This window comes from Leptospira alstonii serovar Sichuan str. 79601, assembly GCF_000347175.1.
In the GTDB taxonomy this organism is placed as follows: Bacteria; Spirochaetota; Leptospiria; order Leptospirales; family Leptospiraceae; genus Leptospira; species Leptospira alstonii.
The window spans coordinates 1-24,792 of the sequence record NZ_ANIK01000077.1 but is presented as its reverse complement, the minus strand read 5'-3'; the positions used below and the strand labels follow the sequence as shown (position 1 = coordinate 24,792).

The 24,792-nt window shown below is 45.3% G+C and carries 21 protein-coding genes and 1 pseudogene; 3 read left to right on the top strand and 19 right to left on the bottom strand.

The features are described 5' to 3' along the window. Window positions 1-6 precede the first annotated feature (6 nt). Together LEP1GSC194_RS15265 and LEP1GSC194_RS15260 are read right to left on the bottom strand one after the other, a co-directional pair. Window positions 7-672, bottom strand: coding sequence for a transmembrane-type terpene cyclase (locus tag LEP1GSC194_RS15265; protein ID WP_020774469.1), 666 nt, complete (start codon window positions 670-672; stop codon window positions 7-9). A 2-nt stretch (window positions 673-674) separates the two neighbouring features. Beyond that, window positions 675-1,793: an oxygenase MpaB family protein gene (locus LEP1GSC194_RS15260; RefSeq protein WP_020774445.1), complete on the bottom strand. Its 1,119-nt coding sequence runs from the start codon at window positions 1,791-1,793 to the stop codon at window positions 675-677. Between the two features lie 97 nt (window positions 1,794-1,890). On the opposite strand from LEP1GSC194_RS15260, the gene LEP1GSC194_RS15255 reads away from it, so the two are divergent. Together LEP1GSC194_RS15255 and LEP1GSC194_RS15250 are read left to right on the top strand one after the other, a co-directional pair. Then, window positions 1,891-3,279 (top strand): OmpP1/FadL family transporter, encoded by a 1,389-nt coding sequence (locus LEP1GSC194_RS15255; RefSeq protein WP_051185316.1) that lies wholly within the window; start codon window positions 1,891-1,893, stop codon window positions 3,277-3,279. 600 nt (window positions 3,280-3,879) lie between these two features. Then, window positions 3,880-5,082, top strand: coding sequence for an Lcl C-terminal domain-containing protein (locus LEP1GSC194_RS15250; protein ID WP_036043258.1), 1,203 nt, complete (start codon window positions 3,880-3,882; stop codon window positions 5,080-5,082). Between the two features lie 107 nt (window positions 5,083-5,189). On the opposite strand, the gene LEP1GSC194_RS15245 is transcribed toward LEP1GSC194_RS15250, so the two are convergent. The 17 genes from LEP1GSC194_RS15245 to LEP1GSC194_RS15165 all read right to left on the bottom strand — a co-directional run bounded on the left by LEP1GSC194_RS15245 (window position 5,190) and on the right by LEP1GSC194_RS15165 (window position 24,045). Then, window positions 5,190-6,260 carry a sulfate/molybdate ABC transporter ATP-binding protein gene (locus LEP1GSC194_RS15245; RefSeq protein ID WP_020774460.1) on the bottom strand — a complete coding sequence of 357 codons (1,071 nt, stop codon included), beginning with the start codon at window positions 6,258-6,260 and terminating at the stop codon, window positions 5,190-5,192. Between the two features lie 2 nt (window positions 6,261-6,262). Next, complete coding sequence (gene cysW, locus LEP1GSC194_RS15240; protein WP_020774420.1) at window positions 6,263-7,102, bottom strand: sulfate ABC transporter permease subunit CysW; 840 nt, start codon at window positions 7,100-7,102, stop codon at window positions 6,263-6,265. Continuing rightward, window positions 7,099-7,935, bottom strand: coding sequence for a sulfate ABC transporter permease subunit CysT (cysT, locus tag LEP1GSC194_RS15235; RefSeq protein ID WP_020774463.1), 837 nt, complete (start codon window positions 7,933-7,935; stop codon window positions 7,099-7,101). Before cysT ends, cysW begins: the two co-directional genes overlap by 4 nt. A 28-nt stretch (window positions 7,936-7,963) precedes the next feature. Continuing rightward, window positions 7,964-8,977: a sulfate ABC transporter substrate-binding protein gene (locus LEP1GSC194_RS15230; protein ID WP_020774444.1), complete on the bottom strand. Its 1,014-nt coding sequence runs from the start codon at window positions 8,975-8,977 to the stop codon at window positions 7,964-7,966. Window positions 8,978-9,383: 406 nt separating this feature from the next. After that, window positions 9,384-10,589, bottom strand: coding sequence for a bifunctional 3,4-dihydroxy-2-butanone-4-phosphate synthase/GTP cyclohydrolase II (locus tag LEP1GSC194_RS15225; protein ID WP_020774438.1), 1,206 nt, complete (start codon window positions 10,587-10,589; stop codon window positions 9,384-9,386). Window positions 10,590-11,015: 426 nt separating this feature from the next. Continuing rightward, window positions 11,016-12,230: an Lcl C-terminal domain-containing protein gene (locus LEP1GSC194_RS15220; RefSeq protein ID WP_020774441.1), complete on the bottom strand. Its 1,215-nt coding sequence runs from the start codon at window positions 12,228-12,230 to the stop codon at window positions 11,016-11,018. A 907-nt stretch (window positions 12,231-13,137) separates the two neighbouring features. Beyond that, on the bottom strand, window positions 13,138-13,749 hold the full coding sequence (locus tag LEP1GSC194_RS15215) for a riboflavin synthase (protein WP_020774426.1): 612 nt from the start codon (window positions 13,747-13,749) through the stop codon (window positions 13,138-13,140). After that, complete coding sequence (locus LEP1GSC194_RS15210; protein ID WP_020774433.1) at window positions 13,734-15,086, bottom strand: bifunctional diaminohydroxyphosphoribosylaminopyrimidine deaminase/5-amino-6-(5-phosphoribosylamino)uracil reductase RibD; 1,353 nt, start codon at window positions 15,084-15,086, stop codon at window positions 13,734-13,736. The genes LEP1GSC194_RS15215 and LEP1GSC194_RS15210 overlap by 16 nt, the downstream gene beginning before the upstream one ends. Then, window positions 15,086-16,024 (bottom strand): protein translocase subunit SecF, encoded by a 939-nt coding sequence (gene secF, locus LEP1GSC194_RS15205; RefSeq protein WP_020774447.1) that lies wholly within the window; start codon window positions 16,022-16,024, stop codon window positions 15,086-15,088. The genes LEP1GSC194_RS15210 and secF overlap by 1 nt, the downstream gene beginning before the upstream one ends. Before the next feature lie 3 nt (window positions 16,025-16,027). Then, window positions 16,028-17,956, bottom strand: coding sequence for a protein translocase subunit SecD (secD, locus tag LEP1GSC194_RS15200; protein ID WP_020774467.1), 1,929 nt, complete (start codon window positions 17,954-17,956; stop codon window positions 16,028-16,030). A 9-nt stretch (window positions 17,957-17,965) separates the two neighbouring features. Then, the gene (locus tag LEP1GSC194_RS15195) at window positions 17,966-18,754 is read right to left on the bottom strand and encodes an SRP-less Sec system protein (protein WP_020774450.1); all 789 of its coding nucleotides are present in this window, start codon (window positions 18,752-18,754) and stop codon (window positions 17,966-17,968) included. After that, complete coding sequence (gene yajC / locus LEP1GSC194_RS15190) at window positions 18,751-19,080, bottom strand: preprotein translocase subunit YajC (protein WP_020774454.1); 330 nt, start codon at window positions 19,078-19,080, stop codon at window positions 18,751-18,753. The genes LEP1GSC194_RS15195 and yajC overlap by 4 nt, the downstream gene beginning before the upstream one ends. A 54-nt stretch (window positions 19,081-19,134) precedes the next feature. Continuing rightward, window positions 19,135-20,145: an anthranilate phosphoribosyltransferase gene (trpD, locus tag LEP1GSC194_RS15185; RefSeq protein ID WP_020774421.1), complete on the bottom strand. Its 1,011-nt coding sequence runs from the start codon at window positions 20,143-20,145 to the stop codon at window positions 19,135-19,137. Beyond that, window positions 20,120-20,866: a CDP-diacylglycerol--glycerol-3-phosphate 3-phosphatidyltransferase gene (pgsA, locus tag LEP1GSC194_RS15180; protein ID WP_020774470.1), complete on the bottom strand. Its 747-nt coding sequence runs from the start codon at window positions 20,864-20,866 to the stop codon at window positions 20,120-20,122. Before pgsA ends, trpD begins: the two co-directional genes overlap by 26 nt. After that, window positions 20,863-22,182 carry a 30S ribosomal protein S12 methylthiotransferase RimO gene (gene rimO / locus LEP1GSC194_RS15175; RefSeq protein WP_020774453.1) on the bottom strand — a complete coding sequence of 440 codons (1,320 nt, stop codon included), beginning with the start codon at window positions 22,180-22,182 and terminating at the stop codon, window positions 20,863-20,865. The genes pgsA and rimO overlap by 4 nt, the downstream gene beginning before the upstream one ends. A gap of 6 nt (window positions 22,183-22,188) precedes the next feature. After that, window positions 22,189-23,304: a helix-turn-helix domain-containing protein gene (locus LEP1GSC194_RS15170; protein ID WP_020774439.1), complete on the bottom strand. Its 1,116-nt coding sequence runs from the start codon at window positions 23,302-23,304 to the stop codon at window positions 22,189-22,191. A gap of 27 nt (window positions 23,305-23,331) precedes the next feature. Beyond that, complete coding sequence (locus tag LEP1GSC194_RS15165; RefSeq protein ID WP_231384523.1) at window positions 23,332-24,045, bottom strand: LolA family protein; 714 nt, start codon at window positions 24,043-24,045, stop codon at window positions 23,332-23,334. 233 nt (window positions 24,046-24,278) lie between these two features. Between LEP1GSC194_RS15165 and LEP1GSC194_RS15160 the strand changes: the two are divergent. Next, a pseudogene (locus tag LEP1GSC194_RS15160) lies at window positions 24,279-24,792 on the top strand (IS4/Tn5 family transposase DNA-binding protein); the annotation flags it as partial.

The window sequence follows — 24,792 nt, the reverse complement described above, 5'->3', positions numbered from 1 at the left end:
AATTTCTTATTTTTTGGTTTTTGCAAATAGATAAACGTAATACGCGTCCGCTATAAAAACCAATACTCCCAAACACAAAACGAAGTATTCCTTCGGGAAATAGAGAAACAAAAAGATCGTAAAAAATACGGTTCCCAAAAATTTACACCACGCAATCGGATAGGAAAAGAGTTTGTTGTCGTTCATCGAAAGAAACAAAACCGGATACATTGCGGAAATGAATAAGTTCAGAATATACGCGGAATTGGAACCGGTGAACAGATCGTAACGATTGACGTAGTAAGTATAGATCAGGGCTCCCCAGGAAACCAATAAGACCAAAAGTAAAATTCTATATTCTGATGTACTAATGGAGATTTTGAATTGTTTTTGACCGTATCTGTATACGTTGTAGAAAATCAGAACGTCCAGAAGAAACGCGATTTTATAACCCCAATTCAAAACGATTCCCATGTCCTCCTGGATGACAAAACCCCAGAGAAATTCCCAGACGATGTTTCCGCAGGCGATAAAAACCGGCATTTCCACGAATTGTTTTCGGTTCGAGTCCACGATCAACGCGAAGTAGACGTACGCCCAGAAGACTACTCCCGTAAGTAAAAATACGTTTTCAAGAAGCGTGAATTTTCCCAAATAATAAGGGTCGGTTAAGAATTTTTCCCAGAATCCCATCTTTATACTCCCCAGTTTCCCCTCAGAGAAGGCGGAATTTCGAATTTCGCCTTCTTACCCTTGTAATAAAAATTGTCCATACCTAAGATCAGTTTGGATGAAAAATGAGAGGCAAGTTTTTGAAAATGATCGTTTTCGCTTAAGGTCTTATCGAAGTCCAACATGATTTTTGCGATGATTTCTCCGAGAACCTCCTTCTCTTCCCAAGGTAGTTCCAGAATCTCACAGTTTTCTTTCCCCAAGTATTTCTGAAGAAAATACAAAGGAACCCCGTCCAATAAATTTCCGGGAACCATGTATTCCATAAAATCCAAAAGAGATTGTGCGAGAATTTTTCCGGCCTCCGATTTTCTTCTTTGATCTTCGAAGATAGAAAGCCCGAGAGCGTATGCGTTTTCGTACTTGTCCGGTGATAATTCGGGAAGTACTCCGAGAATATGACCAACGACTTTCCAGAGATGAATGTATGCGTCTTTTTCTTCTTCGTCCAAGTTGATTCCGGACAAGTTAAGTCCTTCCAAGATCAAACTCGAAAAGGATTGTAAGGTGCCCGCCATGTCTTGTTGATTGATCGGTTTGCCCCATTCCTCTTTCCATCTTCCCGATTCGACGATAAAGTGACGAATCGACGCGTGCATGAGTCTTACCTTTTGTGCGACTCGAATTCCGTCTCCTCCTTGCGAAAGTCCTCCCTCTTGCAATACGGATACTACGAATTGAGTCGTTTCCATCAGTCTTCTAAATACTTTTTGTGTGGAGCCGTTCTCTTCCACGAGCCTTCCCGTATGCACGAGAACTTCCGCACCGCTGCCGCAAGTATAGGCCATGGGCAAGGACTTACAGCAGAGAATCATGAGGATCTGCGGGCCGTACGTCGCGAAGGTCCGTTCGGCGATTTGAATCTTTTTATAATCGGTCCATTCGGGGAGAACGCTCGTTTTTTCAAAGTATTCCTTAAAGTAGGAAGGGAGTTCCGCGGGGATCGGCCCGAAATTCTGCGTTAGAATATTGAATAAGGCTAAACTTTTCAGTTTATCGTTTTTATCGGATTGGAAGTAATCCAGGATGACCTGATCCGCGTAAACGTCGGTTATGGATCTATATTTTGTAAAGTTTTGCATTCAACTTTCCTCATTCGAGTCACAAACTTTACGAAACCGCCGAAATGTGAAAAGAAAAATAACTTTTCAGAATTCCAAATCTACAAAGAGTTTGCCCATGCAAAAAACGAAAAGGTTCGGTCTTAAATTTTTACTCTTTATCGGGATCGGATTCGGAAATCCGTTGTTAGGCGTGGGAATCTTTCAACCTTCCCATAACACCCGATATGCGGGAATGGCTGGGGTCAATCTTGCGATCGGAGGTTCTCCGATGGATATCGCGACCAATCCCGCAAATCTGACTCAAAATCAAAAAGGCGGGCTCGAATTCGGGCTCGGTCTTCCCTACATTCGTTCCCAATATAAGGATCGACTTGCGGATACAAATCAGGAAATCGCATATAATAATTCTCAAAATTATAATATTCTTGCGCCCTTACCTTATTTTGGCCTGAACATTCCGATCACGGATCGTTTGCACTACGGAGCCGGAATTTACGTTCCGGGCGGAGGAAGCGGTCGTGTGGACGGAATTCTCAGAGTGACTCCTAACGGACAATCCCTAAGAGATTGGTCCGGTCTGGACTTTCCGGGACCGACCGGAGATACGAGAAAGATCAAAGAGGATTTGTCGACCACCTTTTATGTCGTAAAAATGACGAACGCTCTCGCGTATAAATTCGGAAATTTTTCGGCGGGTTTCGGAATCGAAACGATCTATTCCAAACAAATCGCCTATCAAAAATTTTACGATCTCACCCACACACTGGAAATTCCTGGCCAAGGTTTCGATTATAGAAGCCGGAACGCGTATTCTCTGGGAGCTATATTCGGACTTTCTTATACGTTTACGGAACGGTTTCGCGTTGCGTATTCCTACCAGGCTAGGAACATCCTTCCTTTGGACGGTGGAATGCAGATAGGAATCGGAGACGTAAACAATTACAAAAGGACCGGAGTATCCGCGACCTTCAATCTTCCCGAAAAACACGGACTCGGTTTTTCTTTCGGCGGAGAATCCCTACGAGTCGGTTTCGATTTTCTTTATTACAATTACAATTCCTACAATCAAACTTTTAAACAGACGTTGGAAGATCCTTGGTTTCCGACTCCTTTCGGAAAAACGAATACGATCCCGCAAAACATCGCCTATCATGATTCCTGGGCGGGTGCGGTCGGTTTCGAATACAAGACGGATTCTTTCGTTTATAGGAGCGGGTATCGTTACAATACGGGTGTGGTTCGTTCGGAAGGGATCAGCGCTTTGCAGGCGGGAATTATGGTCCAACAACTTGCGACCTTGGGTTTCAGTTTTCTTTCCGGAAAGTGGAGTTTTGATTTTGCGATCAATTATTTGTTCTCCCGAAAAATCGTAGCGACTCAAGGAAACGATTGGGCGGTATTCCATTCCGTGTTCGGTCCCAACGACATTCGAATTTTAAACTATTCTCAATCTTTGCAATCCGACGTTCCGGCGATTTTATTCGGAGCTTCTTACACGTACTAGGGGTCAGATGTCAGGGGGATTAGGAGTCAGGGGATAGGAGTCAGGCATAACCTTACCCACAAGTTAAGAAGGTTTTTGGAATAAGAAGGATCAAAAACGCCAAAATTTTTCCGTTTTTATCCATAAGGGATCCGAGTTTTGCCGTTCGTTTAAAAACGCGGGAGTTCCCACAAATTTCGGGCGGTTCCGCTTCGCGGACCGGGCTCGCAGCTCCGGTCAATCCACTGGGGGTTCGTTCTGTTGAAAAAGCTTTTTTGCGGATTCGCAGCGGATCGACCCCGCTTTGATCCCTACCGCGGGGAAACGAGATAACACTTTGGCATAAGAAACGGGGAGTTCCCACATTTTAGGGATCAGCGTCTTAGGACTTTACAAAAGTCACCTTGCCTATAACAATCCGATTCCCCAAAACGCCTTAGCAGGTCGTTTTGAAATTCTTTTTTAAAAGCGTCATTGATACAATAGTACACTGACGCCGACTTATTAATATCATGCGATAAGATGAAATGTTTTATAAAATCCTAAGAGTTATAATTAATGACATCAATCTTATCCGTTTCCAGCCGAAATTCTAAGGTTCTTGTCTACAACAGAATTTTTATGAATCAAAAACCCGCTTTCTTATTTTTCTCCCTCCTTCTTACAACATCACAATGTATCGTTCATCCTCCCGACAAACCCGGACCTCCGCTTTCAATGCTTCATTATTTGACTCCCGATACAAAGGAGGAGTCGCAAGCTCCTACTACGCCCGGTAACACACCGGCGCCAACTCCAGCGCCTGCTTTTGATTTGAGCGCCATCAGCGATACGGGACAAATCCAATGTTGGACGGGCGCCGGAGTGGTGACTGCGTGTTTAGGTACCGGACAAGACGGAGAATTTCCAAATACACCCAGAGCGCGTTCCTTTACGGGACCCACGCAACATCCTCAATATACGACAAATTACACAACCTTAGACAACGTAAGAGGGCTCGTTTGGAAAAGCTGTCCCGAAGGTCAAAGCGGATCGACTTGTGCCGCAGGAGCGACTAACGCAATCGATTGGAATACCGCCGCCTTGGCAGGGGGACCGGGAAGTTGTTCCGACTTGAACGCCCAGAACGGGGGAAACGGTTACGCGGGCAGAACCAATTGGAGGATCCCCGAAGCCAAAGAATTACTTAGCCTCTATCACTATTCGAATGCCCCGACTCATATGGAAAACGCACAGTTTCCCAATACGAATACGGCCAACCTCTATATGACCAATACGACCGATCCGTTGAACGTTGCGATGATCTGGGTGGTTGATTTTTTAACGATAGGACTTCCGATGCAACCCTTTGTAAAAGTCGGCGGAAACGCATTTTTACGATGCGTATCCGGAAACCCTACCCCCGCGTTTTCGTTTATAGACAACGGAAACGGAACCGTCACGGATCAAAATACGAAACTACTCTGGTCGAAATGTGCATTAGGAAGATCGAATGTAAATTGTACCGCCGGAGTTTTGTTTGGCGGAAACCAACAAGCCGCATTCAATGGGTGCAACAACTTAAACGTTTTAGTATTTGCGGGACGGAACAACTGGAGATTACCTAACGCCAATGAACTTTTGAGTATTGTGGATTACTCCGGAGCCGGAAATCCGGCCGTTCCCGCTGCCTTTCCCAATTTTCCGGCCAACACCACATTTTGGACTTCCACGATCGACGAAACCACTCCGACATTCGGCTTAACGATCAATTTCAACGGCGGTACTTTGGTGAGCACCCCAAGATTCGGAGCCGCTAGCGGAATTTGCGTTACAAATCTCTAATGGAATACGGGTTCGTGGAGAAACTTTTTTTCCGGAAAGTTAATAACGTGGAGGCTCTCCTACAAGAATCATACTTGTTACTTGCAAAAAGTATGATTTTCTGATATTCAGATCGTATAATCTTCTACGTAGACTTTTACCTTTTTAAAACGGATATACACGATTTCGCCGGGAAGCAGATTGAGAGATTGAAACTCGGAAGAATTGAGTTGTGATTCCAAAACCGTACCCGTATCCAAACGTTTGAGATCGATCTTTACGGTTCTTCCGGTCGAGTGGATGTATTGAATTTCGGCGGGAATCGTTTGCGATTCGATCGGCTCTCTCAAAATTTCCACGTCGTAGGGACGCACGTAACCGATTGCGGACGCGTTTTCGATTTCGGAATGTTCGGGTGTGTCCACCTTGATTTCTCCGAGTTGTGTTTGTCCGCCTTGAACCCTTCCGTGAAACAGATTGACGTCGCCTAAGAAATGAAATACGAAGGAATTTTTAGGGTGATTGTAAACCTCGTCCGGAGTTCCGACCTGTTCGATCCTACCCGATTTTAAAATGACCACCTTGTCCGAAACTTCCAAAGCCTCTTCCTGATCGTGAGTCACGAACACGCTCGTAATATGAATTTCGTCGTGAAGACGTCTGAGCCAGTTTCTCAGTTCCTTTCTGACCTTTGCGTCCAGGGCTCCGAACGGTTCGTCTAACAGTAAAAAACGAGGTTCGATGGCGAGAGCTCGCGCGAGGGCGATCCTTTGTCTTTGACCGCCGGAAAGTTCGGAAGGATAACGGCCGTGAAAATTCTCAAGTTGAACGAGTTTCAAAAGACTCATCACCTTGTCGTAAATCGCTTCCTTGTTCGGTCTTTCCGATCTTTTTCTCACTTCAAGACCAAAGGCGATATTTTCAAAAATCGTCATATGCCTGAAAAGCGCGTAGTGTTGAAATACGAAACCGACCCCTCTGTCTTTTGCGTTTTTTTTACCGACTTCCAAACCTTCAAAGATCACCTGACCTTCGTCGGCGTCTTCGAGTCCTGCGATAATCCTAAGCAGAGTTGTCTTACCGGAACCGGAAGGACCGAGAAGAGCGACTAACTCTCCCGAAGGAACCTCCAAAGAAAGACGATCGATGGCGGTAAAATTGTCGAATCGTTTCACAAGATTCTTAACTTCGATTCCCATAACTATACCTCCTCTTGGAGCAATTCTTCTTTTTTTACGATTTTGATCTTTCTTTCCAAGATCTGTTTCGCGACCAGAGTGATTAAGGATAAGAAAACGAGAAGAGAAGCCGCGGCAAAAGCGGCCACCGAATTGTATTCGTTGTAAAGGACTTCGATTTGTAAGGGTAACGTATTCGTTTGTCCTCGGATATGTCCGGAAAGAACGGAGACGGCTCCGAATTCTCCCATGGCTCTTGCGTTGCAAAGAACGATTCCGTATAACAACCCGTATTTGATTCCGGGAGCTACGATTTTAAAGAACACTTGGATCGGAGAAGCGCCTAAAAGAAGTCCGGCCTCCTCTTCTTCGATTCCGGTCGAATCGAGTAAAGGAATGAGTTCCCTCGAAACAAAAGGAAGAGTGATAAAAACGGTCGCGATCACAAGCCCCGGAGTGTTGAATACGATTTTGATATCCATTTTTTCCAACCAAGGTCCGAACCAACCTTGTCTTCCAAAAAGAAGAATAAAGATCAAACCGGAGATCACGGGCGAAACCGAAAACGGAGAATCGATGATCGTGAGGAGCCAACTTTTTCCGGGAAATTCGAAACGTGTCAACGAAAACGCGGAAACGATTCCAAAGATCGTATTCAAAGGCACCGCGATCGCGACCACTATAAGCGTCAGCTTGAAAGCGGACACCGTATCCGGTTCCTGAATCGCTTCCCAGTAAACGGAAAAACCTTTCGAAAACGCCTCGTGCAAAACGGTATAAATGGGAAGAATCAAAATCAGTCCGGTCAATAAAAATACCGTTCCGATAAGAATACTTCGAACGAATAAGGATTCCTGTCTCATCCCTTTCTCCTTGCGGCAATCGTTTGAAGAATATTAATACCTAATAATATACTAAAGGAAATTACGAGCATAATAAACGCGATTCCCGTGGCTTCTTCGTATTCGTATTGTTCGAGTTTGGTGACGATGAGCAAAGGAAGAATTTCGGTCTTACCCGGTAGGTTTCCGGAAATGAATACGACCGATCCGTATTCTCCGATTCCTCTTGCAAACGCCATCGCGGCTCCCGTGATCAACGGAGGAAAAAGTTCCGGAAAGATCACCCTTCTGAAAATCTGCCAACGATTTGCGCCTAAACAATACGCGGATTCTTCAAGTTCCTTCGGAAATTCCTCCAAGACGGGTTGAACCGTTCTTACGACAAAAGGAAAACCGATGAATACGAGAGCGATCACGATTCCGACCGGCGTATATGCGACTTTGATCCCGTAAGGATCCAGAAATTTTCCGATGATTCCGTTGGGCGTATAAATCGTTGTGAGGGCGATTCCAGCGACTGCGGTCGGCAGAGTAAAGGGAAGATCCACGAGAGAATCGAGCAAAGATCTTCCGGGAAAACGGTAACGAACCAAAACCCAAGCGAACAAAAATCCGATGAAGAGATTGACGATCGCCGCCGCCGCTCCGGCCCCGAAACTTAAATAAAGGGCGGATAAAATCCTTTCGTTTGTGAGAAGTTTCCAAAAGCCTTTCCAACCGATTCCGGAACTTTTCAGAAAAAGAGCGCCTAACGGAATAATGACGATCAAACTCAGATACGTTATGGTAACGCCTAACGTGATACCGAAGGCCGTTTTTCCGTAGGGTTTGGTTCTAAAATTCAAAGTGGACACGATTTTCTATATTTGAAGTTAGGAATTTTTATTTAGCGGTGATCTGATCGAAAATCGCGCCGTCCGAAAAATGTTTTTCCTGGGCGTTTTTCCAGGAACCGGCGACGTCTCGGATCGTAAACAGTTTCAAATTCTTGAATAAACTTTTATATTTGGATGCGACATTCTTATCGGTGGGTCGATAGAAATTTTTCGCGATCGTTTCCTGACCTTCCGGAGTATATAAGAATCTCAGATAACTCTCTGCGACTTTGAGCGTATTGTGTTTCTCCGCATTTTTTGTGACGACCGCGACGGATGGTTCGGCCAATATACTCACGGACGGAAATACGATTTCAACACCTCCGCCGCTCGAATCCTTTGCGGTTTCGTGTAACGCGAGATGAGCCTCGTTTTCCCATGAGATCAGTACGTCTCCGATTCCTCTTTGAACGAACGTAGTCAAAGAACCTCTTGCACCCGAGTCCAACACAAGAACGTTCGCATAAAGACTTTTCACAAACGCTTTCGCTTTTTCTTCCGACCCGTATTTTCCTTTTGCGTAACCCCAGGCCGCAAGATAATTCCAACGCGCGCCTCCCCCCGTTTTAGGATTCGGCGTGACAACTCCGACTCCGGGTTTTACGAGATCGTCCCAATCTTTGATTCCTTTGGGATTTCCTTTTCTGACTAAAAATACGATCGTCGAAGTGTAAGGCGAACTTTGATGCGGCAGTAAATTCTCCCAATCGGTAGAAAGAAGTTTCGCTTTTTCCGCGATCGCATCGATATCGTGCGCCAACGCTAAGGTTACGACATCCGCTTCGAGTCCGTCGATGACGGCCCTTGCTTGTTTTCCGGAGCCTCCGTGAGATTGATTGATGACTAAGTCTTCTCCGGTTTGTTTTTTCCAATGTGCTACGAAAAGTTTGTTGATCTGCGAATACAATTCCCGAGTCGGATCATAGGAAACGTTCAAAAGTTTGGTCTCCGATAACAATGAAAATGAAACAGAGAACCATAAAATCGATATTAAAGAAATTCTTAAAGATTTGGATTTCATTCGATCCTTCCTCTGGATAAATCTTACAACAAAACGGACAAAAATCTAATTTATTAGATAATTTGTTCCAATATCCTGAGAACTTGTCTAAAAGTAAAGAAATTTGTGGGAACTCCCACGCGTATTAGGGATCAGTGGATAGGAGTCAGATCTCAGGGTGACTTTGCCGAGCACGTTCCGAGGGAAAATTGAACAAACCGGCTCACAATAGTGAACCGACATGGAATTTGCAGAATGCTAAAACAGAAAATGGTCATATTCTCAAAAGTTAAACTATTTTGCGGAGATCCCACGGGTAATTTCTAACAAACCCCACAGGATAGAACTCCCGCGTTTTCCTTTCCGATTTTGGGAGAAGCCCAAAGTAAAAAAACGGCGCGAAACCGAAAGCTCCGCGCGGCACAATTCACCCAAGACCCAGCATGTGCCCAAGTTTAAGTTTTTTGGTCATCAGATAATTATGATTGTCCGAGCCAGGTTGAATTTCGATCGGAATTCTTTCCACCACTTCCAAACCGTAACCGTCCAGACCGACGATCTTACGAGGATTGTTCGTTAAAATTTTCATTTTACCGACGCCGATCTCTCTCAGAATTTGAGCTCCGATTCCGTAATCCCTCAGGTCGGGAGCAAAGCCGAGTTTTTCGTTGGCTTCGACCGTATCATATCCTTTATCTTGAATATTATAAGCTTTTAATTTATTGATCAGGCCGATCCCTCTTCCTTCCTGTCTCATGTAAAGAAGTACACCCTTACCTTCCTTGGAAATCATTTCCAGAGCGGAATGAAGCTGCGGACCGCAATCGCATCGATTGCTCGAAAAGATATCACCGGTTAAACATTCGCTGTGAACTCGAACCATGATAGTTTCTTCTTTTTTGACTTCACCTTTGATGAGAGCGACATGGATCTTATCGTCAATGAGAGTCGAATACGCTCGGATCGTAAAGTCTCCGTAGTCCGTGGGAAGTTTGGATTCCACTTCGAGGCGAATCAGATTTTCTTTCGCTCTACGATAACGGATCAAATCCTCAATCGTATAAATATTCAGACCGTGTTTTTCGGCAAATTTTTCCAGATCCGGAAGACGGGCCATGGTTCCGTCGTCGTTCATAATTTCGCAAATGACACCCGCAGGATATAAACCGGCAAGTTTCGATAAATCCAGGGAAGCTTCGGTGTGACCTGCCCTTCTTAAGACCCCGCCCGGAACGGCCTGGAGAGGAAACAAATGTCCCGGACGCATCAAATCGGCGGACACCGTTTTATCGTCCAAGAGAACCTGAACCGTAATCGCTCTATCCTGAGCGGAAATCCCGGTGGAAGTTCCATGTTTCGCATCCACCGAAACCGTAAACGCGGTTCCGTGTTTATCTCCTAAGGAATAGTCGTCTACCATTCGATTGAGCCCGAGCTTTTTGAGACGCTCGGCTTCCATAGGCATACAAATCAGCCCTCGGCCAAAAGTAGCCATAAAGTTGATTTTTTCCTTATCCGCAAATTCCGCCGCAACGACAAGGTCGCCCTCGTTTTCACGGTCTTCCGAATCCACAAGAACGATCATTCTTCCGGACTTGATTTCTTCGATTGCATTCTCAATGGATTGAATCATAATCTATTCTTACCATCACTTCTATTGGACTCAAATTTGGCTACAGAAACTTAAATACCGTGAATTCGCTTAAGAAAGTTTGGGCATGTCGAGCGATCCATAGCGAGCGAGACAGCCAAAAGCCGCGAAGCGAAAGCGTTGGCTCTCAAGCGCAGCTGAGATGAGCGATCCATAGAGCCGGAGACAGCCAAAAGACAACGGGTTGGCTCCCAACGAAGTTGGGAAATCGCGATTGAACTTCCTTAGGTTATACCGAACTTCCGTTAATCTTACCATTAAATTAGGATTTCAAGAGGAAATTCTGAGATTCTAAAGTCGCCGGTCCAAATGATTCCTTAAAAATCGGAAATCCAGTTTTGTATCTTCGGTCGTAAATCTATCGAAACTGAAAAGTCCGTCTGTAATTCTCCGCTTTTCTTTTCGTTTTTAATTCGCAACACAACGACTTGGGAGGAGAGTAGCCTTATTAGGCCTATTAAGGCTACCATTAAAAAAGGATACGACGATTCCTGCGCTTGGTGTGTTGGAACTCGAAGTCGAAGTCCAATGCGCTTGAGGCGTTACAAAGGGAAAGGTTGCGGAAATACTCGGATTTGTGACCGAATGATCTACAATACTTAGAAGCTCGTTTGCGTTTGGCAGCCTCCAGTCGTTTCTACCCGCGAAATTGGCTACATTCAATGCATTACAAGAAGCGTATGATGCGGTTTGAGTGTTATTCGTAACCGCTCCGAGGCAGGTAAGGGCCGCCTGACCGTCCGCACATTTTTGCCAAATAAGTCCCGTATTTTGATCTGTGATCGATCCATTTCCATTATCCACAAAGGCAAGCGGTGGCAACGGATTACCGGCGACACAACGGACATTCAGGTTTGCCCCTTTGGGAGTCGAATAGGTTTTTAAAATGGCAACGCCACTAAAGTCGGCCACCCAAATATTCGTTGGCGTACCCGTTACCGTAGAATTCGTCATATATGCGATCCCCGAAAAAGTGGCCGGAAAGGAAGCGACGTCGATTTGAGGAGCATTCGAATAATGAAAGAGAGAAGCCAATTCTTTTACCGTGGGAAGTCTCCAGTCGGTTCTACCGGCGTAGCCGTTTCCTCCATTTCGAGTGTTTAAGGCTCCACAACTTCCTACAGGAGCCGGAATGGCCGTAGCTGCGGTCCAAGAGAGTTGGGTCGACACGCCCGTTCCGCAGGCGGCTCCCGACTGACCTTCCGCGCAGGTTTTCCAAGTCAATCCATGAAATTGATCTAAGGTCGTATAATCATTTGTATAAATACAATGTTGTGTGGGTCCCACAAAAGATCTCGCATTGGGTATGTTGGCAAAGGCCCCGTCCTGTCCTGTTCCTAAACATGCAACCCCAGTTCCGGCCGCATCCCAGCAAGTGGTTTGTCCCGTATCAATAATTCCTCCCGGATTGAAAACCAAAGCCGGGTTGGGACAGGCAACGGGGGCATTGGCTCCGCCGGAAACGGGAGCGCCGGTTCCATCGGATATGTTTCCGGAATCGTTAGAAGAATTTGATTTGGATAAATACTGGAGAATTACAAAGTTGGGGTCCAGTTTTTCCGGGGGACGGACGCAAGCCGTGAAAACGATCATTAGAATAAAGAAAAGAAAGGATTTATACATAAGAACCCGTCCCAAAAAAACTGAATGCCGCCGCGCGCTCGGAATCGCAACACCTGGAACAGAACCCGTAGAGCGCCAATAGAAGCGAAAAGTTCTGCCATCAGCTTGTGCATTCTGATAAAATAGAATTAAGTTTTGGAGCATGCCGTAAATCCTCCTATGTTTCTATATAACCGGAAAGGATTCCAAAAAAGTTTTCACTTTTGTATTCTGGTCTGTATTTTTTTTGGGAAAAATAACACCTCTTTGGCTCGGGGCAGATAACTCATATATTCAATTTTTGTGAAGCACAATTTAAATCGTAAACCATTTAGTTTATATTTTGATCTTCTTCGATTGTTTTGTCCTACAAAATTGGCCGGGTTTCCATAGGCCCTGTTTCAGCCGTTTTGCAGAATCTATTTCTGCTCTTTTCAGCAAACATCGTTTAGACGGATTTCAAAACTTGTGTTAGGTAAGCTTCCTTAAAATCGAGCAGCCTGAATTTCACTCCGGGGAACTCAAGCAGAACGCTTCCTACTGATCTCTATCGTTAATTTTACCACAAAACACTGATTCCATACAAAATATTAGGTACTTTATTATATAGTTACGAGTAATATAACCACAAGTATTCGAATCTAAAGATCAATCTGTCGGAGACTACGACCTATCTTCTGTGAAAAGGCTCGGGAGATTTTTCTCTATGAGAAAATCATACTTTTTGCAAGTAAAAAACCTCGTTCTTGTCGGAGCTTTCACGGAAATTGTTACAACAGGTTGTAAAGTCCTAACCCCTAGTTCTTAAACCCTCGCCACTCGAAAAGCGCGCTTTTGATTCCAAAATTCTTCTCAACTTGTAGGGCTGTCTATGCGGACTTCCTAAGGGGCGCAATTCAGGTTACGAGAGGATCTAGGACAGGAAGACTTACAAGGATTCCTTAAACTTCAGAAGTTGTTCCAAATAACGCGCCACAAGATCGATTTCTAAATTGAGAACGGAACCGGGATTCCAAGACTTCGCGTTCGTTTTTTTAAGAGTCTCCGGAATCAGAACCAAATCGAATTCCTCCGCGCGAACATCGACCACGGTCAGCGAAATCCCGTCGACGGTAATACTTCCTCTCGGAGCGATATATCTCGAAAGGGACGAATCGTTTTTAACGGTATAACAGACGACGCTTCCCCCTTCCCTTTCTTCCTTGCTCAGAACTTTTCCGATCCCGTCCACATGACCGCTCACGAGATGACCACCAAGGCGGGTTGTCGGGAGAGCGCTTCTTTCCAGATTCACTTCCTCCCCTTTTTTTAAAAACTTGAAGTTCGTGAGTTCGAGCGTTTTAAAACTGGCGTAAAATCGAAAACGATTTCCTGCTTCGGAGAACTCCGTGACCGTCTGACAACAACCGTTGACGGAAATCGAGTCGCCCAATTTGATATCCGGTTGAAACCATTTCGTCTCAACTAAAAAATCCCTACCCTCGGACGTCTCTTGAAGTTCGAGAATCCTTCCGGTGGTTTCCACTAAACCCGTAAACATCCGTGCGCCTCCCAAATATCCTCTCCAACGTTCGTTTTCCATATTAAGGTTTCTGCATTTGTAATCAACGAAGGTTTGATCCCGTCGGAAATGGAACGAGAAGATTGAATTTTCAGAATGAGATCGTTTTCCCGCATTTTAGGGGAGAATGTATCGTACATCAGGTTTCCGCCTTCCACAAGCAATAGATTGACTCCGATCGAATCTAAAACGGCAAAACATTCATCCGCAAGCGTATCCGGATCGAACGTATAAATTTCCTTTTCGGTTAAGGATTCAAGAAGTTCTTTCGTTCGTTCCGCAAAAAACTCCCCTCGTTTGATCAGAAAAACGCACTTTTTAGAACCGTTTTTATCGTTGATCGCCTTTTGTTTTTCGATCCATCCTTTCGGAATATTCTTTTCTTCGAATATAATAAAAACACGATAGGGTTGATACCGGTCCCGAAACTTCCGGTGGATTTCCGAAATTTCAGGATCAAAGCCGTATTTAAGGATATTTTTCAAGAAACGGGAGATCCCGGATTGAAGAAAAAATCCTTCGTTGCTATTCGGAACGTTCCTACTTTCCGATTCCAAGGAACGACTTACGTCTTTGAAGTTCGACTCGTCTCCGAAAATTTTTTCCGTTCGGCTCTCCCCACCGGCCCGCTTGGTCGGTAAATTTTCCCCGATCCGAAATTCCAAACCGGGATTATCGCGGAACAGGGTTCCGGGTCCCACGAGCACCGCGTCGCATTTCGCTCGTAAAACAGACGTTAGGTGATCCGACGTATTTCCGGAAAGCCGAATCGGAGACTTATCTTTGGAAGAAAAAAAACCTTCCTTGGAAACCGCCGTTTTCAAAATCACAGAGGGTCTTTTTTTTTCGATTCGAGAAAAAAAACCGAACAAACTTTCCTCCGCGATTTCCCTTAGATCCGGGTCGGAAACGACTCCGATTCCCGCCCTTTGACAAAGTTCCAAACCGTCTATTTCCCGAACGAGTGGGTGCAGATCCTTCCAGCCGTAGTAAAGGGTTTTCGGTTTGTGTTCTAAAATCAGATCCAGACAAGGAGGGGTTTTACCGTGATGAGTGCAGGGTTCGAGCGTCACCCACACGTTATGCGGTTCTTGGAAAGGTTTTTCCTCGGAAAAACCTTTCTTTATAAATTCATAATATGCGTTTCTCTCAGCGTGTGGTCCGCCGGTCGGAGAAGTCCTGCCTTTGGCGAGTATCCGTACGTTTTCAACGTCGGTGATCAGACAGGAAACGGGGGGATTCGGAGAACTTTCGCCCGTCGATAAAAAGGAAAGTTTGCGCAATTCCTCCCGAAATGTTTCCGGGAGGAGAGCCATTAGCCTCGGGCCTTTCGTATAACGTGGTCGTAGATATCCACGAGCGGGGCCGCGATGAAAATGGAAGAATACGTTCCGATGATGATCCCGAACGTAAGCACATAGGCGAAGTCGAAAAGTTCGGTAGCTCCTCCGATAATGATCGCGACGATGGAAATCAAGGTCGCAAAAGAGGTGTTAAACGTTCTTCCCAGGGTTTGGTTGATCGCCGAATTGATGGTCTGGCCGAAAGTTTCGTTTAAATTTCCGGCTGCATTCTCCCGGATACGATCGAAAACGACGATCGTATCGTTGATCGAATAACCGAGAAGCGTCAAAAGGGCCGCGATGATCGGAACACTCGGTTTGATCTGGAAAAATCCGATAAACGCGACGGTCAGTATTAAATCGTGGGTCAAGGCCACGATCGCTCCCAAAGCGAATTTGAATTGAAATCGAAAACTGATGTAGGCAAGTATAATCGCCATCGTAAGTCCGAGTAGAGTGGTTCCCGTCGAGGAAAGTTCTCCTCCTACGATCGCCCCTACCTGATTGGCGCTCAGCACCTTACTTTTATCGATTCCGAAATCCGTAATCAAAATGGAAATGAGCGCATCGATTCCGGAAAGTTCGACCTTATCCGTAGGTTTCAACCTTTTCTTTTCTCTATATTTTTGCAGAATCGAATCCACGGAACCGAGACCGATATCGATTTGATAGTGATGTTTCTCTTTGTCCAAAAGGAGAAGAACGGCTTCGATCTTATTTTCGGCAAAGTAGGTTTCCAACTTTTTGCGGTCCGTGTTCTGATCGAACTCGATTACGGTTCTAAGCCCCCCGTTAAAATCCAAGGAATTGGCAAAACCTCCGTGAACGATATACGTATAACCAAAACCGAATGCGATCAGCGCCAGGGAAAGACTGATAGAAACGTATTTGTATTTTATAAAATCAAACATTCTTTAGGACTCCAATTTTTTAAAGCCGAGTCGGAGTTTCTGAACTCCCAACTTATTGACCAAAAGATCCATCACCAAACGACTTAAGAACAAGGACGTAAAAAGGGAAGTGACGATCCCCCAACAAAGCGTGATCGCAAATCCTTTGATCGGACCGTTTCCGAGGCGGATCATCAAAATCCCGGAGATCAAGGTGGTTACGTTACTGTCTATGATCGTCCAAAACGCGTTGTCAAATCCTTGCGCCACCGCGACCGCAGCGGATTTACCGGCCCGCAATTCCTCTTTGATCCGTTCGTAAATGATCACGTTAGCGTCAACCGCCATACCCACGGTCAAAATGATCCCGGCAAAACCGGGCAAGGTCAAAGTAAATCCCATCAAGGAAAGAAGCGCACTGAGAATTAGGATGTTCGCAAAAAGCGCGATGTTTGCCACCAAACCGGAAAGTTTATAGATTAAAATCATATACAACATAACAAGTACGAATCCGATCAGAACTGCTTTCAATCCGACCTCGATGGATTCGATTCCGAGAGTCGGCCCGATAAATCTCATCTCCAAAACACGGAGAGGAATCGGAAGCGCGCCTTCGCTGATCACGTTCGCAAGATCCGCCGCCTCTTCTTTGGCAAAAGAACCGTCGATCTGAGCCACACCGCCCGCGATCGCACCTCGGATCGTAGGGGCGGAAACCACCTTGTCCCCCCAAACGATCGCCAAATTTCTGCCTTTATTTTGGGAAGTGATCTCGAAAAATTTTTCGGCTCCGCTGCTCGTCAGGGTGAAGGAAACGATATAACCGAAGGAATTGTTTTCAAAGGAAGGCCTTGCGTCCCGCATATCTCTTCCGTCGAGGGCGATCGCTTTTTCCAAAACGATAAACCGTCGCGGAAGCAAAGGAGAATTTTGATTGTTTCCCCTCGCCCAATATGCAAAAACTCTAAACTTGTCTTTCGGAATTTTATACTTGTCTTCCAGGGATTGCAGAAATTTGTCCTGTTCCGCCTTACCCAGTTTTTGTTTTACGATATTTTGATATTGAACGATGTCGGTTTCTTCCCTTTTTTTCTGTTCGAGAAGTCTGTTTTCTTCCTGCTGGATGATCGCCGCGTAAGTAAGACCGTTTTTCGCCGAGTTCTCCGGTTCTTCCAGACGATATTCCACGGTTTCCGTGTTCTGAATGATTTCCAGAATTTGGGAAGAGTTAGTCACACCGGGAAGGGAAACCTCGATGGAATCCTGATCCTTTTGAATCCGCACCTGAGGTTCGGTCAGGTTCTGGCTCGTAAGACGGTTGTCGATGATGAGTTTCGCCTTTTCCAATTCCAAAAGTTTTCGGCTCGGAGAAAGTTCAAAATAACTTTCGATCTCACTCAGACGATCCTTGGCCTTTTGTTTTTCCTTTTCGTCGGCGGAAGGATCGGCCACGGTTTTGTTTAAATTTTCAATTTCTTTAATATAACTTTCACGAAGTTTGGAAGCATAGTCTTCGAAATCCCCTTTCAGCGCGACCCGCATCCCGCCTTGTAAGTCGAGACCGAGTTTGATCGTAAGAGGACGTCCTTTGGTGATCCATTCCTCCACGAAAGTAGGACGCAGTTTGTTTTTGGCTTCCAAAATCAGATCCGGATTTTCCTGAGAGATCTGATTGATCTTTGCGGAAGTTACAAATCTTCCTTTGACCAAAAGAAAGGACTCGTCCTTTAAAGCGGAAGGCGCGGGAGAAATTTCCCAATCGGATTGTTTGTATTCCGCATTCCAACGTTTTTCAAACTTCGATAGAACTTCTTTTTTTTGCTCTTCCGGAAGGGACGCAAATTCTTTTCTTACCGCAAGTTCCAACTCTCTCGTTGCAAAGTTGGGATAAAGTATTACCGTAGCCGCCAAAATAATAGCGAGCGGCAGGAAAATCCATGTCGCAGATTTCAAGGGAAACTCCTAGTCTCTTCTCATTTTATTGATCGTAACCGGGGATCTGCGGCTGGAACTTCCGCGCGACTTACCCGCTTTCAATCGATACAAAGCAAATAATAAAATAAATACAACGATGATGATCGGTTTTTTATATTCGGAAATAAAACCAGTAAAGGAACCGGGCTTTTGTCCTTCCTGAACTTTCTTTTTTTCCTCTTCCTTTTTCTTGTCTTCGCCTAACTTGAGTATTTCGGAAAGGCTATTTTTAAAGGAAGAACTCTGCTCCTGCTTTTCCGGCTCGGCGGAGGCGGTAAAACCGGGAAGGTTGTTCGGACGAACCTTGACTTCTTCATTGACCCAATACGGCTTGGACAAATCTCCCGGATCGGTTTTGGACGAGCTAGCAACCTGTTGTTCGTCGGTGTTTCCTTGTTCTTTGATTTGTGTGTTGTTGGAAGAACCGGCGTTGGAAGAATTCGATCCGTTGTTCTGAGAACCGTTCGTGTTGTTCCCGGAAGAGGTTCCGTCGTTATTGTCCGGTTCCACGTTCTTCTTTTGTGTTCCTTCGGAATAGGGAGGAACACCGGAAGACTTTCTGGACTTCCTCTTTTTGGATCTTTTCCTTTCCTTTTTTTTGGAAACCTTGGAAACTCCGGCCGACGGATTGGAATTGGAATTGGAAGACTTTTTACCGACGGTCTTTTTGGGTTCACCGACCCTTTCTAAAAAATCGATTTCTTCTCCGTCTTGGGAAAACAGAAACGGATTTCCCAGAAATAAGAAGATCAGAATTGAGACCGCGGTTTTTTTCATTTGTCTGTTTGTTTCTTTTTCAAAACGGTGCTCGCTGTAAAAGATACGTTCGTATCCTTTGCGATGTTGAGAACTACAACCTCGTTGTTGTCCTTGATCTCCACGACCTTGCCGTGGATTCCGGAAGAGGTAACTACCTCGTCTCCTTTTTTCAGAGTGTCGATCATTTCTTTGCGTTTTTTCTCTTCGTTTCTCTGAGGACGAATGACTAGGAAATACATGATCACGAGCATAATCGGGATCAGAAGCAAAGTGGAAAAAGGCGACTTGTCCCCTTCTCCGGCGGCCTGAGCCAGTTGCAATAGAATGATGGAATCAAAAATCATGGTTACTTTCCTGTTCGGTCTTTTTTGTCAAATTCTTACCAGTATTTTTCCCGTTTACGCTTTGGAAATTAAATCTTCGAAATACTTCTTTGTTTTTCCGGAAAGAAGAGCTTCCCAAGCGATTTTGTAACCTTGTTCGATCGACTCCGCCTTTCCCATCACAAAGAGCCCCGCTCCCGTGTTCAAAGCGACCGCGTGAGTTCCCGCAATCGGTTCCGAGTTCAAAACTTTTCTCGCCAAGGCCTCGGCGTGATCGCTGGAAGAGGCATAGACTTCCTCTTTTTTTAAGGAAGAAAGTTCGAGGACCTTAGGATCGAAAGAATGACGGCTGATCACACCGTTCTCTAAAAAAGTATAATCGGTGATTTGAAAGATGGAAAACTCATCCAAGCCGTCCCTTGAGTGACAAACCAAAGCCCGCTTTAAACCCAGGGATTGCAAAACCTTGATGAACAGTTCCATCAATTCCGGTTGGTAAACTCCGATGATTTGGAACTGAGGGGAAAACGGATTGGAAAGAGGACCGATCATATTGAACACGGTTCTAAACCCGAGTTCCCTGCGGACCGGACCCGCGTATTTCATGGAAGGATGCCACATAGGGGCGAATAAAAACGTAAACCCGCAGTCGATCAGATTCGATTCCACTTCTTCCTGATTCGTTTCCGTTTGATACCCGAGTCGGGTGAGAATATCACTCGAACCGGTATGGGAGGATACGGAACGGTTTCCGTGTTTTGCGACCTTAATTCCCAAAGAAGCCAAAGTGATCGCGGACAAGGTGCTGATATTGAGGGTGCCCTGCCCGTCTCCCCCGGTTCCGCAAGTATCCAAAAGATCAAAGGGAAAAACCGTCTTGGGTTTGAGCGCGTTTTTACGCAGCGCGAGAGTACAACCTAAAACCTCGTCCGCCGATTCTCCATTGGCCCGCATTGCGGTTAAAAACGACGAAAGTAGAACTTCGGAAACTTCCCCTTTCATCACGTGATTCATAAAGGACTCCGCTTCCAGGGCGCTGAGATGTTTGTGGTCTATGAGTTTAAGAACGGCTGCTCTTGGTTCCATTTTTTTGAAACATCCTTTTGAGATTGGAAGGTGTCAGAACCTTAGTGTTGGAAACGAGATAACGAATCCCGGAAATCACGGTGATCGCCGTGGTGACGAGCATTCCCCAATACGGAACGAACGTGCCTAAACCGAAAATCACGTCTCCGAGCCCGACGTTCCGATCCAGGTTTTGAAAGAAGCGGATCGCGTTTCCGGTGGCGATTTCAAACACGGTGAGGCCGGCCGCCTTTCCGGAAGCGAAGGCTTCGTTGATCAAAATCCGTTTTTTACTCGAAACCAAAATAAAAAATACGAGGATGAGAACGATGGCCCCCATCTGAAACACGGTCTTGACCTTACCGAGCATCGTGGTTCGGATCGACTGACCTTGACGGATCGCCAGATAACGAAGGCTTGTGATGAGCATATCGCGTCCTATGATCAAACAAACCATCCAGAATTCGATCTGTTCCTGCAAAAAGATAAACGTAACGAAACAACCCGTAACGATGATCTTGTCCGCCAGAGGGTCCAGAAATTTACCGAACTCGGTTTCCTGGTTCCATTTCCGAGCGAGATAACCGTCGATCAAATCGGTGAGAGACGCCGCGGAAAAAAGTACAAGAGCGGCGATATGATATTCCAGTTCTTTTTGAAACAAAAACCAAACGAAAAAAGGAACCGCCGCCACCCGGAGCATCGTAAGAATATTAGGAATATTGAAAATAGCTTTGTTCATTTGGAAATCCAGGTTCCGTTCATATCGTATTCGTAAAAGGAATCGATCCGCACTTTTCCGATCGTACCGGGAATTAGGGAAACGTCGTCCACATACACGACCTCGTCCATTTCGGGAGCGTCCTGCAATCTTCGGACCACGGCCTGACCGTCTTCGACCGCGTCCACGATCGCGCCGTAGGTTTGACCGATTCGAGATTGGTGAATTTCCTCCAAGATCGCCAGATGAACGTCCCGGATGAGATTGATTCGTTTGGATTTTTCCTTTTCGGAAACGGTTTGTTTGAGCTCCGCGCCTCTGGTTCCTTCCTGCGGAGAATAGGAAAACAAGTTCACTTTTTCCGGTCTCGTCTCTTCGATAAATCTTAGAACCATATCCACGTCGTCGGGTTCCTCTCCCGGATAACCGATGATAAACGAAGTGCGGATTTCCAAACCGGGTTTTACTTCTCTGGCAAGAAAAAACAAATCCCTAAAGGCGGAACTTTCTCCGGACCGGTTCATCGATTTTAAAATTTTGGAAGATACGTGTTGTAAGGGAGATTCCAGGTACGGAGCGATTTTCGGAGTTTCTCCCATCAGACGGATCAGCTTTTCGGTTTTTTTATCCGGATACAAATACAAGAGTCTTAAAATTTCCAGGGAATCGATCTCCGCAACTTTGCGGACCATATCCAAAAGAACTTCGGAATCCCTTCCGTAATACACGGTGTCCTGAGAAACCAAACAGATTTCCTTAGCGCCGGCACGGATCGCACGGTCCGCGTCCCTAAGAATTTCCTCCACGGGAGATTCCCGAAACTTACCTCGAAAGGAAGGAATGATGCAGAAAGAACAACCCCGATTGCAACCGTCGGAAACTTTTACGTACGCGTAGGGTTTGGAATAGTTTTCGATTCCGGAAGATAGTTTCCATCTTTCTAATATATCTTGGTTGAATTCCCGCTTTGGAGGAGAAAGATCCGGAAATTTTTCTCGAAGGATTTTACCCGCCTGCGCGTATTTGCCCGTTCCGAAAAACAGATCCACTTCCGGAATTTCGGCGCTGATATTGTCCGGATATCGCTCCGCAAAACAACCCACGACGACCAGTTTTTGGTGATTCTGTTTTTTAACCTGAGCCGCGGAAAGAATCGTCTGAATCGTCTCTTCCGTGGCAGATTGGATGAACGTGCAGGTGTTGATGAAATGAAAGTCGGATTCTTCCGCAAGGTTAGCGGGAGTAAATCCTTCCTCCAAAAGAGAATGATGCATGCTCATGGAGTCCGCTGTGTTTTTGGGACAACCGAGAGTGGTGATGTAGAACTTCTTCTCCAAAAAACCCTATTCTCCCAACTCCTTGATGATGGACTGAGTGCTATCATAAGGATTCTGCGTTTTTACGAAAATTTTCTTCACGAGTTTTCCGGGACGTCCCAAAGTGATTTTGGGTTTTCCGTTTTGAATCATCTCCACCGCCGAGCCGTCTCCCACTTTTAATTCAAGACGATCCTTGGCTTCCAGACTTCTGGTTTCCCCCGCCTGGACGAGACCTCTAAATCCCATCTGACCGTCGATGATGAATTCCGCGTAACTCGCCTTATTGAAAAACAGGGTCACTTGGATGGGAACGTCGCCTAACGTTTTGGTGTTGTCCACCGCGTTGTTGTTTTCCTGTTTTTGTTCCTCGTCGCTTAACGTTACGAGAACCTTCGCGGAATTTTCGGTCACGGCTTGTGCGATGATACGAACGTTACGTCTTAGGCTGGAAATTTCCGGAATCGTATAACTCAAAACTTTTTCCTGTCCTTCGTTTAGGCGAAACTTATATACGGTAAGTTCCGGATATACGTTGAACGCGAGGACCGCGGCGTTTAACGCGCCTCCTTTTTCCACGGAGTCTATGAACAGTTTGCACTGCTGATTGCTCACGGAAAAACTCACTCCTTTATCGGGCGTAAGAATGAAGGATTCGCTTCTGTTTTCCGGAATCGATCGGGAAAGGAAATCGATGTTTTCGGGGATATCCAGTTTTTTACCGGATTCTTCCACCGCGTCGTCATCGGAAGAAGGGCTCATAAAACTATCTATGATGAGATACGCGGAAATGAGAATGATCAACACGGATGCGATCGTAAAGATTTTGTTTTTATCCAGATTGATTTTCGTATAATACGAAGCGGTCGGACGAGTCAGTTCTTCGAGAGGCGCTTGGGATTCTTCGATCTTTTCTCCCCGGTATAAGTTGATCAGTTGTCCCGTGTCGAGTTTGAGATAACTTCCGTAATTCTTCAAAAATCCCATGGTGAAGGTTTCTCCCGGAAACTGGGAATAATCCTCGGTCTCAAGAGCGAGAATGTATTTCACGGAGATGTTCGTTTCTTTGGCTACGTCCTTGACGCTCAGTTTTTTTTCTTCTCTCGCTTCGCGGAGAATCTGCCCTACTCTTTTCTGATTCAAAGTTTCGCTCCTTCTAGGACTTAGGGTTTATTGTTCCGACACAAGCGGGTTGTTTATGATTTTTGCATTTCCGCCTATATGAAAGTTGAACTGTCCGTCCTCCAAATCCGGATTGGTTTCCAAATTGGAGAATTCGATCGTTGTCTCCTTTCCTCTTCCGTCGCTTGCGACCGCTTTCTGAATGAAATACGTTTGTGCGTCCACGTAGAGAAGCATGGTCTCGAAACCGCCGATTTTTTCCCTTTGTTCCAAGTTGAGGACGAAGTATTTGCGTCCGTCTTTGGAAGAAGTCTGCGGTTGTTCGATCGAGTCGAATTTATAATGATACTTCCTAAAAATCCGAGAAAGGCCTTCATCCGTAAAACTGGAAAAGATCGGCCCGGATTTATTCGATTTATTGAGTGTAAGATCCTGTTTGCCGACGGCATTCAGACGAGCGATATAGATATACAGGGTTTTTCCGTCGGAAACGATCTCGTCTCCGGACGGATCGCTGAATTGATATCGAATTCTTCCGCCTTTTTTATAAAGACAGATCCCTTTCATATTCTTGCTCTTTTTATTGGATACGGTTTGGATCTGAAAATCGGCCTTGTAGGAACTCAGATCGCTGAATTTCTTCTTCACCTGTTTGACGACTTCGGGCGGAGAATTCCAGTTATGCGTAGGTTGTTGAGCCAGGAGGGAAAATTCCGAGGCAAAGAATAAGATACAAAAAAAGAGAATGATTGTTTTTTTCATGAGAAAAACCGGATCTCCCGGGATTTTTTTACTAAGATCGAACGCCTTGGGAACCTTGTCACTTTCTAAAATTGGGGCCGACCCCGATCCGTAGAATTTTGATTCCAAGACAATTTCGCTCGAATACTTATAACTTGAAACAGCTTCCTGCAATGACCCATAACCTTACCCACAAATATGAGAAAAAACTAGATTTTTCAACCTTTATTTCCAAAGTTAGTAAGGGCCTTATAATGAACACTAAACATTGGAGTAGTACACTCGGAACGGAATTAGATTGGGTGGAAGAAGAATATTTATCGCTGAACTTGGGAGATAAGCGATTGGATAAACGACTCAAGAAAATCGTGAGCGTGATGACAAAACGAGGAGGAACGAGTTTGCCAGATATATTTGGCAATTGGTCAGGCACGAAAGGAGCGTATCGCTTTTTTTCGAATCCGAAAGTATCATCGGAAAAGATCATAGAACCTCATAGTCAAGCAACAAAGAAACGACTTCACCAACAAGAAACAGTCTTGGTATTAAGCGACACAACGAAATCTATTATAGAAAAAGGGATCGTGTAGATGACTTGGGGCCGATGAACTCGGAATACAATCAGGGTCTTCTTTTGCATCCATCGATAGCTTTACGACTGAGGAATCCCTTTAGGCATCCTGGATTTTAAAATGTGGTCACGTACGGAATTAGGCGCCAACCAAAATCAAGACGGAAGAAAAATGTCCATAGAACATAAGGAAAGTG

What these genes read in the sequence shown, in the direction of transcription:
- LEP1GSC194_RS15265 (WP_020774469.1), bottom strand. Translation starts at nt 672, where the DNA reads ATGGGATTCTGGGAAAAATTCTTAACCGACCCTTATTATTTGGGAAAA.
- LEP1GSC194_RS15260 (WP_020774445.1), bottom strand. Translation starts at nt 1,793, where the DNA reads ATGCAAAACTTTACAAAATATAGATCCATAACCGACGTTTACGCGGAT.
- LEP1GSC194_RS15255 (WP_051185316.1), top strand. Translation starts at nt 1,891, where the DNA reads ATGCAAAAAACGAAAAGGTTCGGTCTTAAATTTTTACTCTTTATCGGG.
- LEP1GSC194_RS15250 (WP_036043258.1), top strand. Translation starts at nt 3,880, where the DNA reads ATGAATCAAAAACCCGCTTTCTTATTTTTCTCCCTCCTTCTTACAACA.
- LEP1GSC194_RS15245 (WP_020774460.1), bottom strand. Translation starts at nt 6,260, where the DNA reads ATGGGAATCGAAGTTAAGAATCTTGTGAAACGATTCGACAATTTTACC.
- cysW (WP_020774420.1), bottom strand. Translation starts at nt 7,102, where the DNA reads ATGAGACAGGAATCCTTATTCGTTCGAAGTATTCTTATCGGAACGGTA.
- LEP1GSC194_RS15230 (WP_020774444.1), bottom strand. Translation starts at nt 8,977, where the DNA reads ATGAAATCCAAATCTTTAAGAATTTCTTTAATATCGATTTTATGGTTC.
- LEP1GSC194_RS15225 (WP_020774438.1), bottom strand. Translation starts at nt 10,589, where the DNA reads ATGATTCAATCCATTGAGAATGCAATCGAAGAAATCAAGTCCGGAAGA.
- LEP1GSC194_RS15220 (WP_020774441.1), bottom strand. Translation starts at nt 12,230, where the DNA reads ATGTATAAATCCTTTCTTTTCTTTATTCTAATGATCGTTTTCACGGCT.
- LEP1GSC194_RS15215 (WP_020774426.1), bottom strand. Translation starts at nt 13,749, where the DNA reads ATGTTTACGGGTTTAGTGGAAACCACCGGAAGGATTCTCGAACTTCAA.
- LEP1GSC194_RS15210 (WP_020774433.1), bottom strand. Translation starts at nt 15,086, where the DNA reads ATGGCTCTCCTCCCGGAAACATTTCGGGAGGAATTGCGCAAACTTTCC.
- secF (WP_020774447.1), bottom strand. Translation starts at nt 16,024, where the DNA reads ATGTTTGATTTTATAAAATACAAATACGTTTCTATCAGTCTTTCCCTG.
- LEP1GSC194_RS15195 (WP_020774450.1), bottom strand. Translation starts at nt 18,754, where the DNA reads ATGAAAAAAACCGCGGTCTCAATTCTGATCTTCTTATTTCTGGGAAAT.
- yajC (WP_020774454.1), bottom strand. Translation starts at nt 19,080, where the DNA reads ATGATTTTTGATTCCATCATTCTATTGCAACTGGCTCAGGCCGCCGGA.
- trpD (WP_020774421.1), bottom strand. Translation starts at nt 20,145, where the DNA reads ATGGAACCAAGAGCAGCCGTTCTTAAACTCATAGACCACAAACATCTC.
- pgsA (WP_020774470.1), bottom strand. Translation starts at nt 20,866, where the DNA reads ATGAACAAAGCTATTTTCAATATTCCTAATATTCTTACGATGCTCCGG.
- LEP1GSC194_RS15165 (WP_231384523.1), bottom strand. Translation starts at nt 24,045, where the DNA reads ATGAAAAAAACAATCATTCTCTTTTTTTGTATCTTATTCTTTGCCTCG.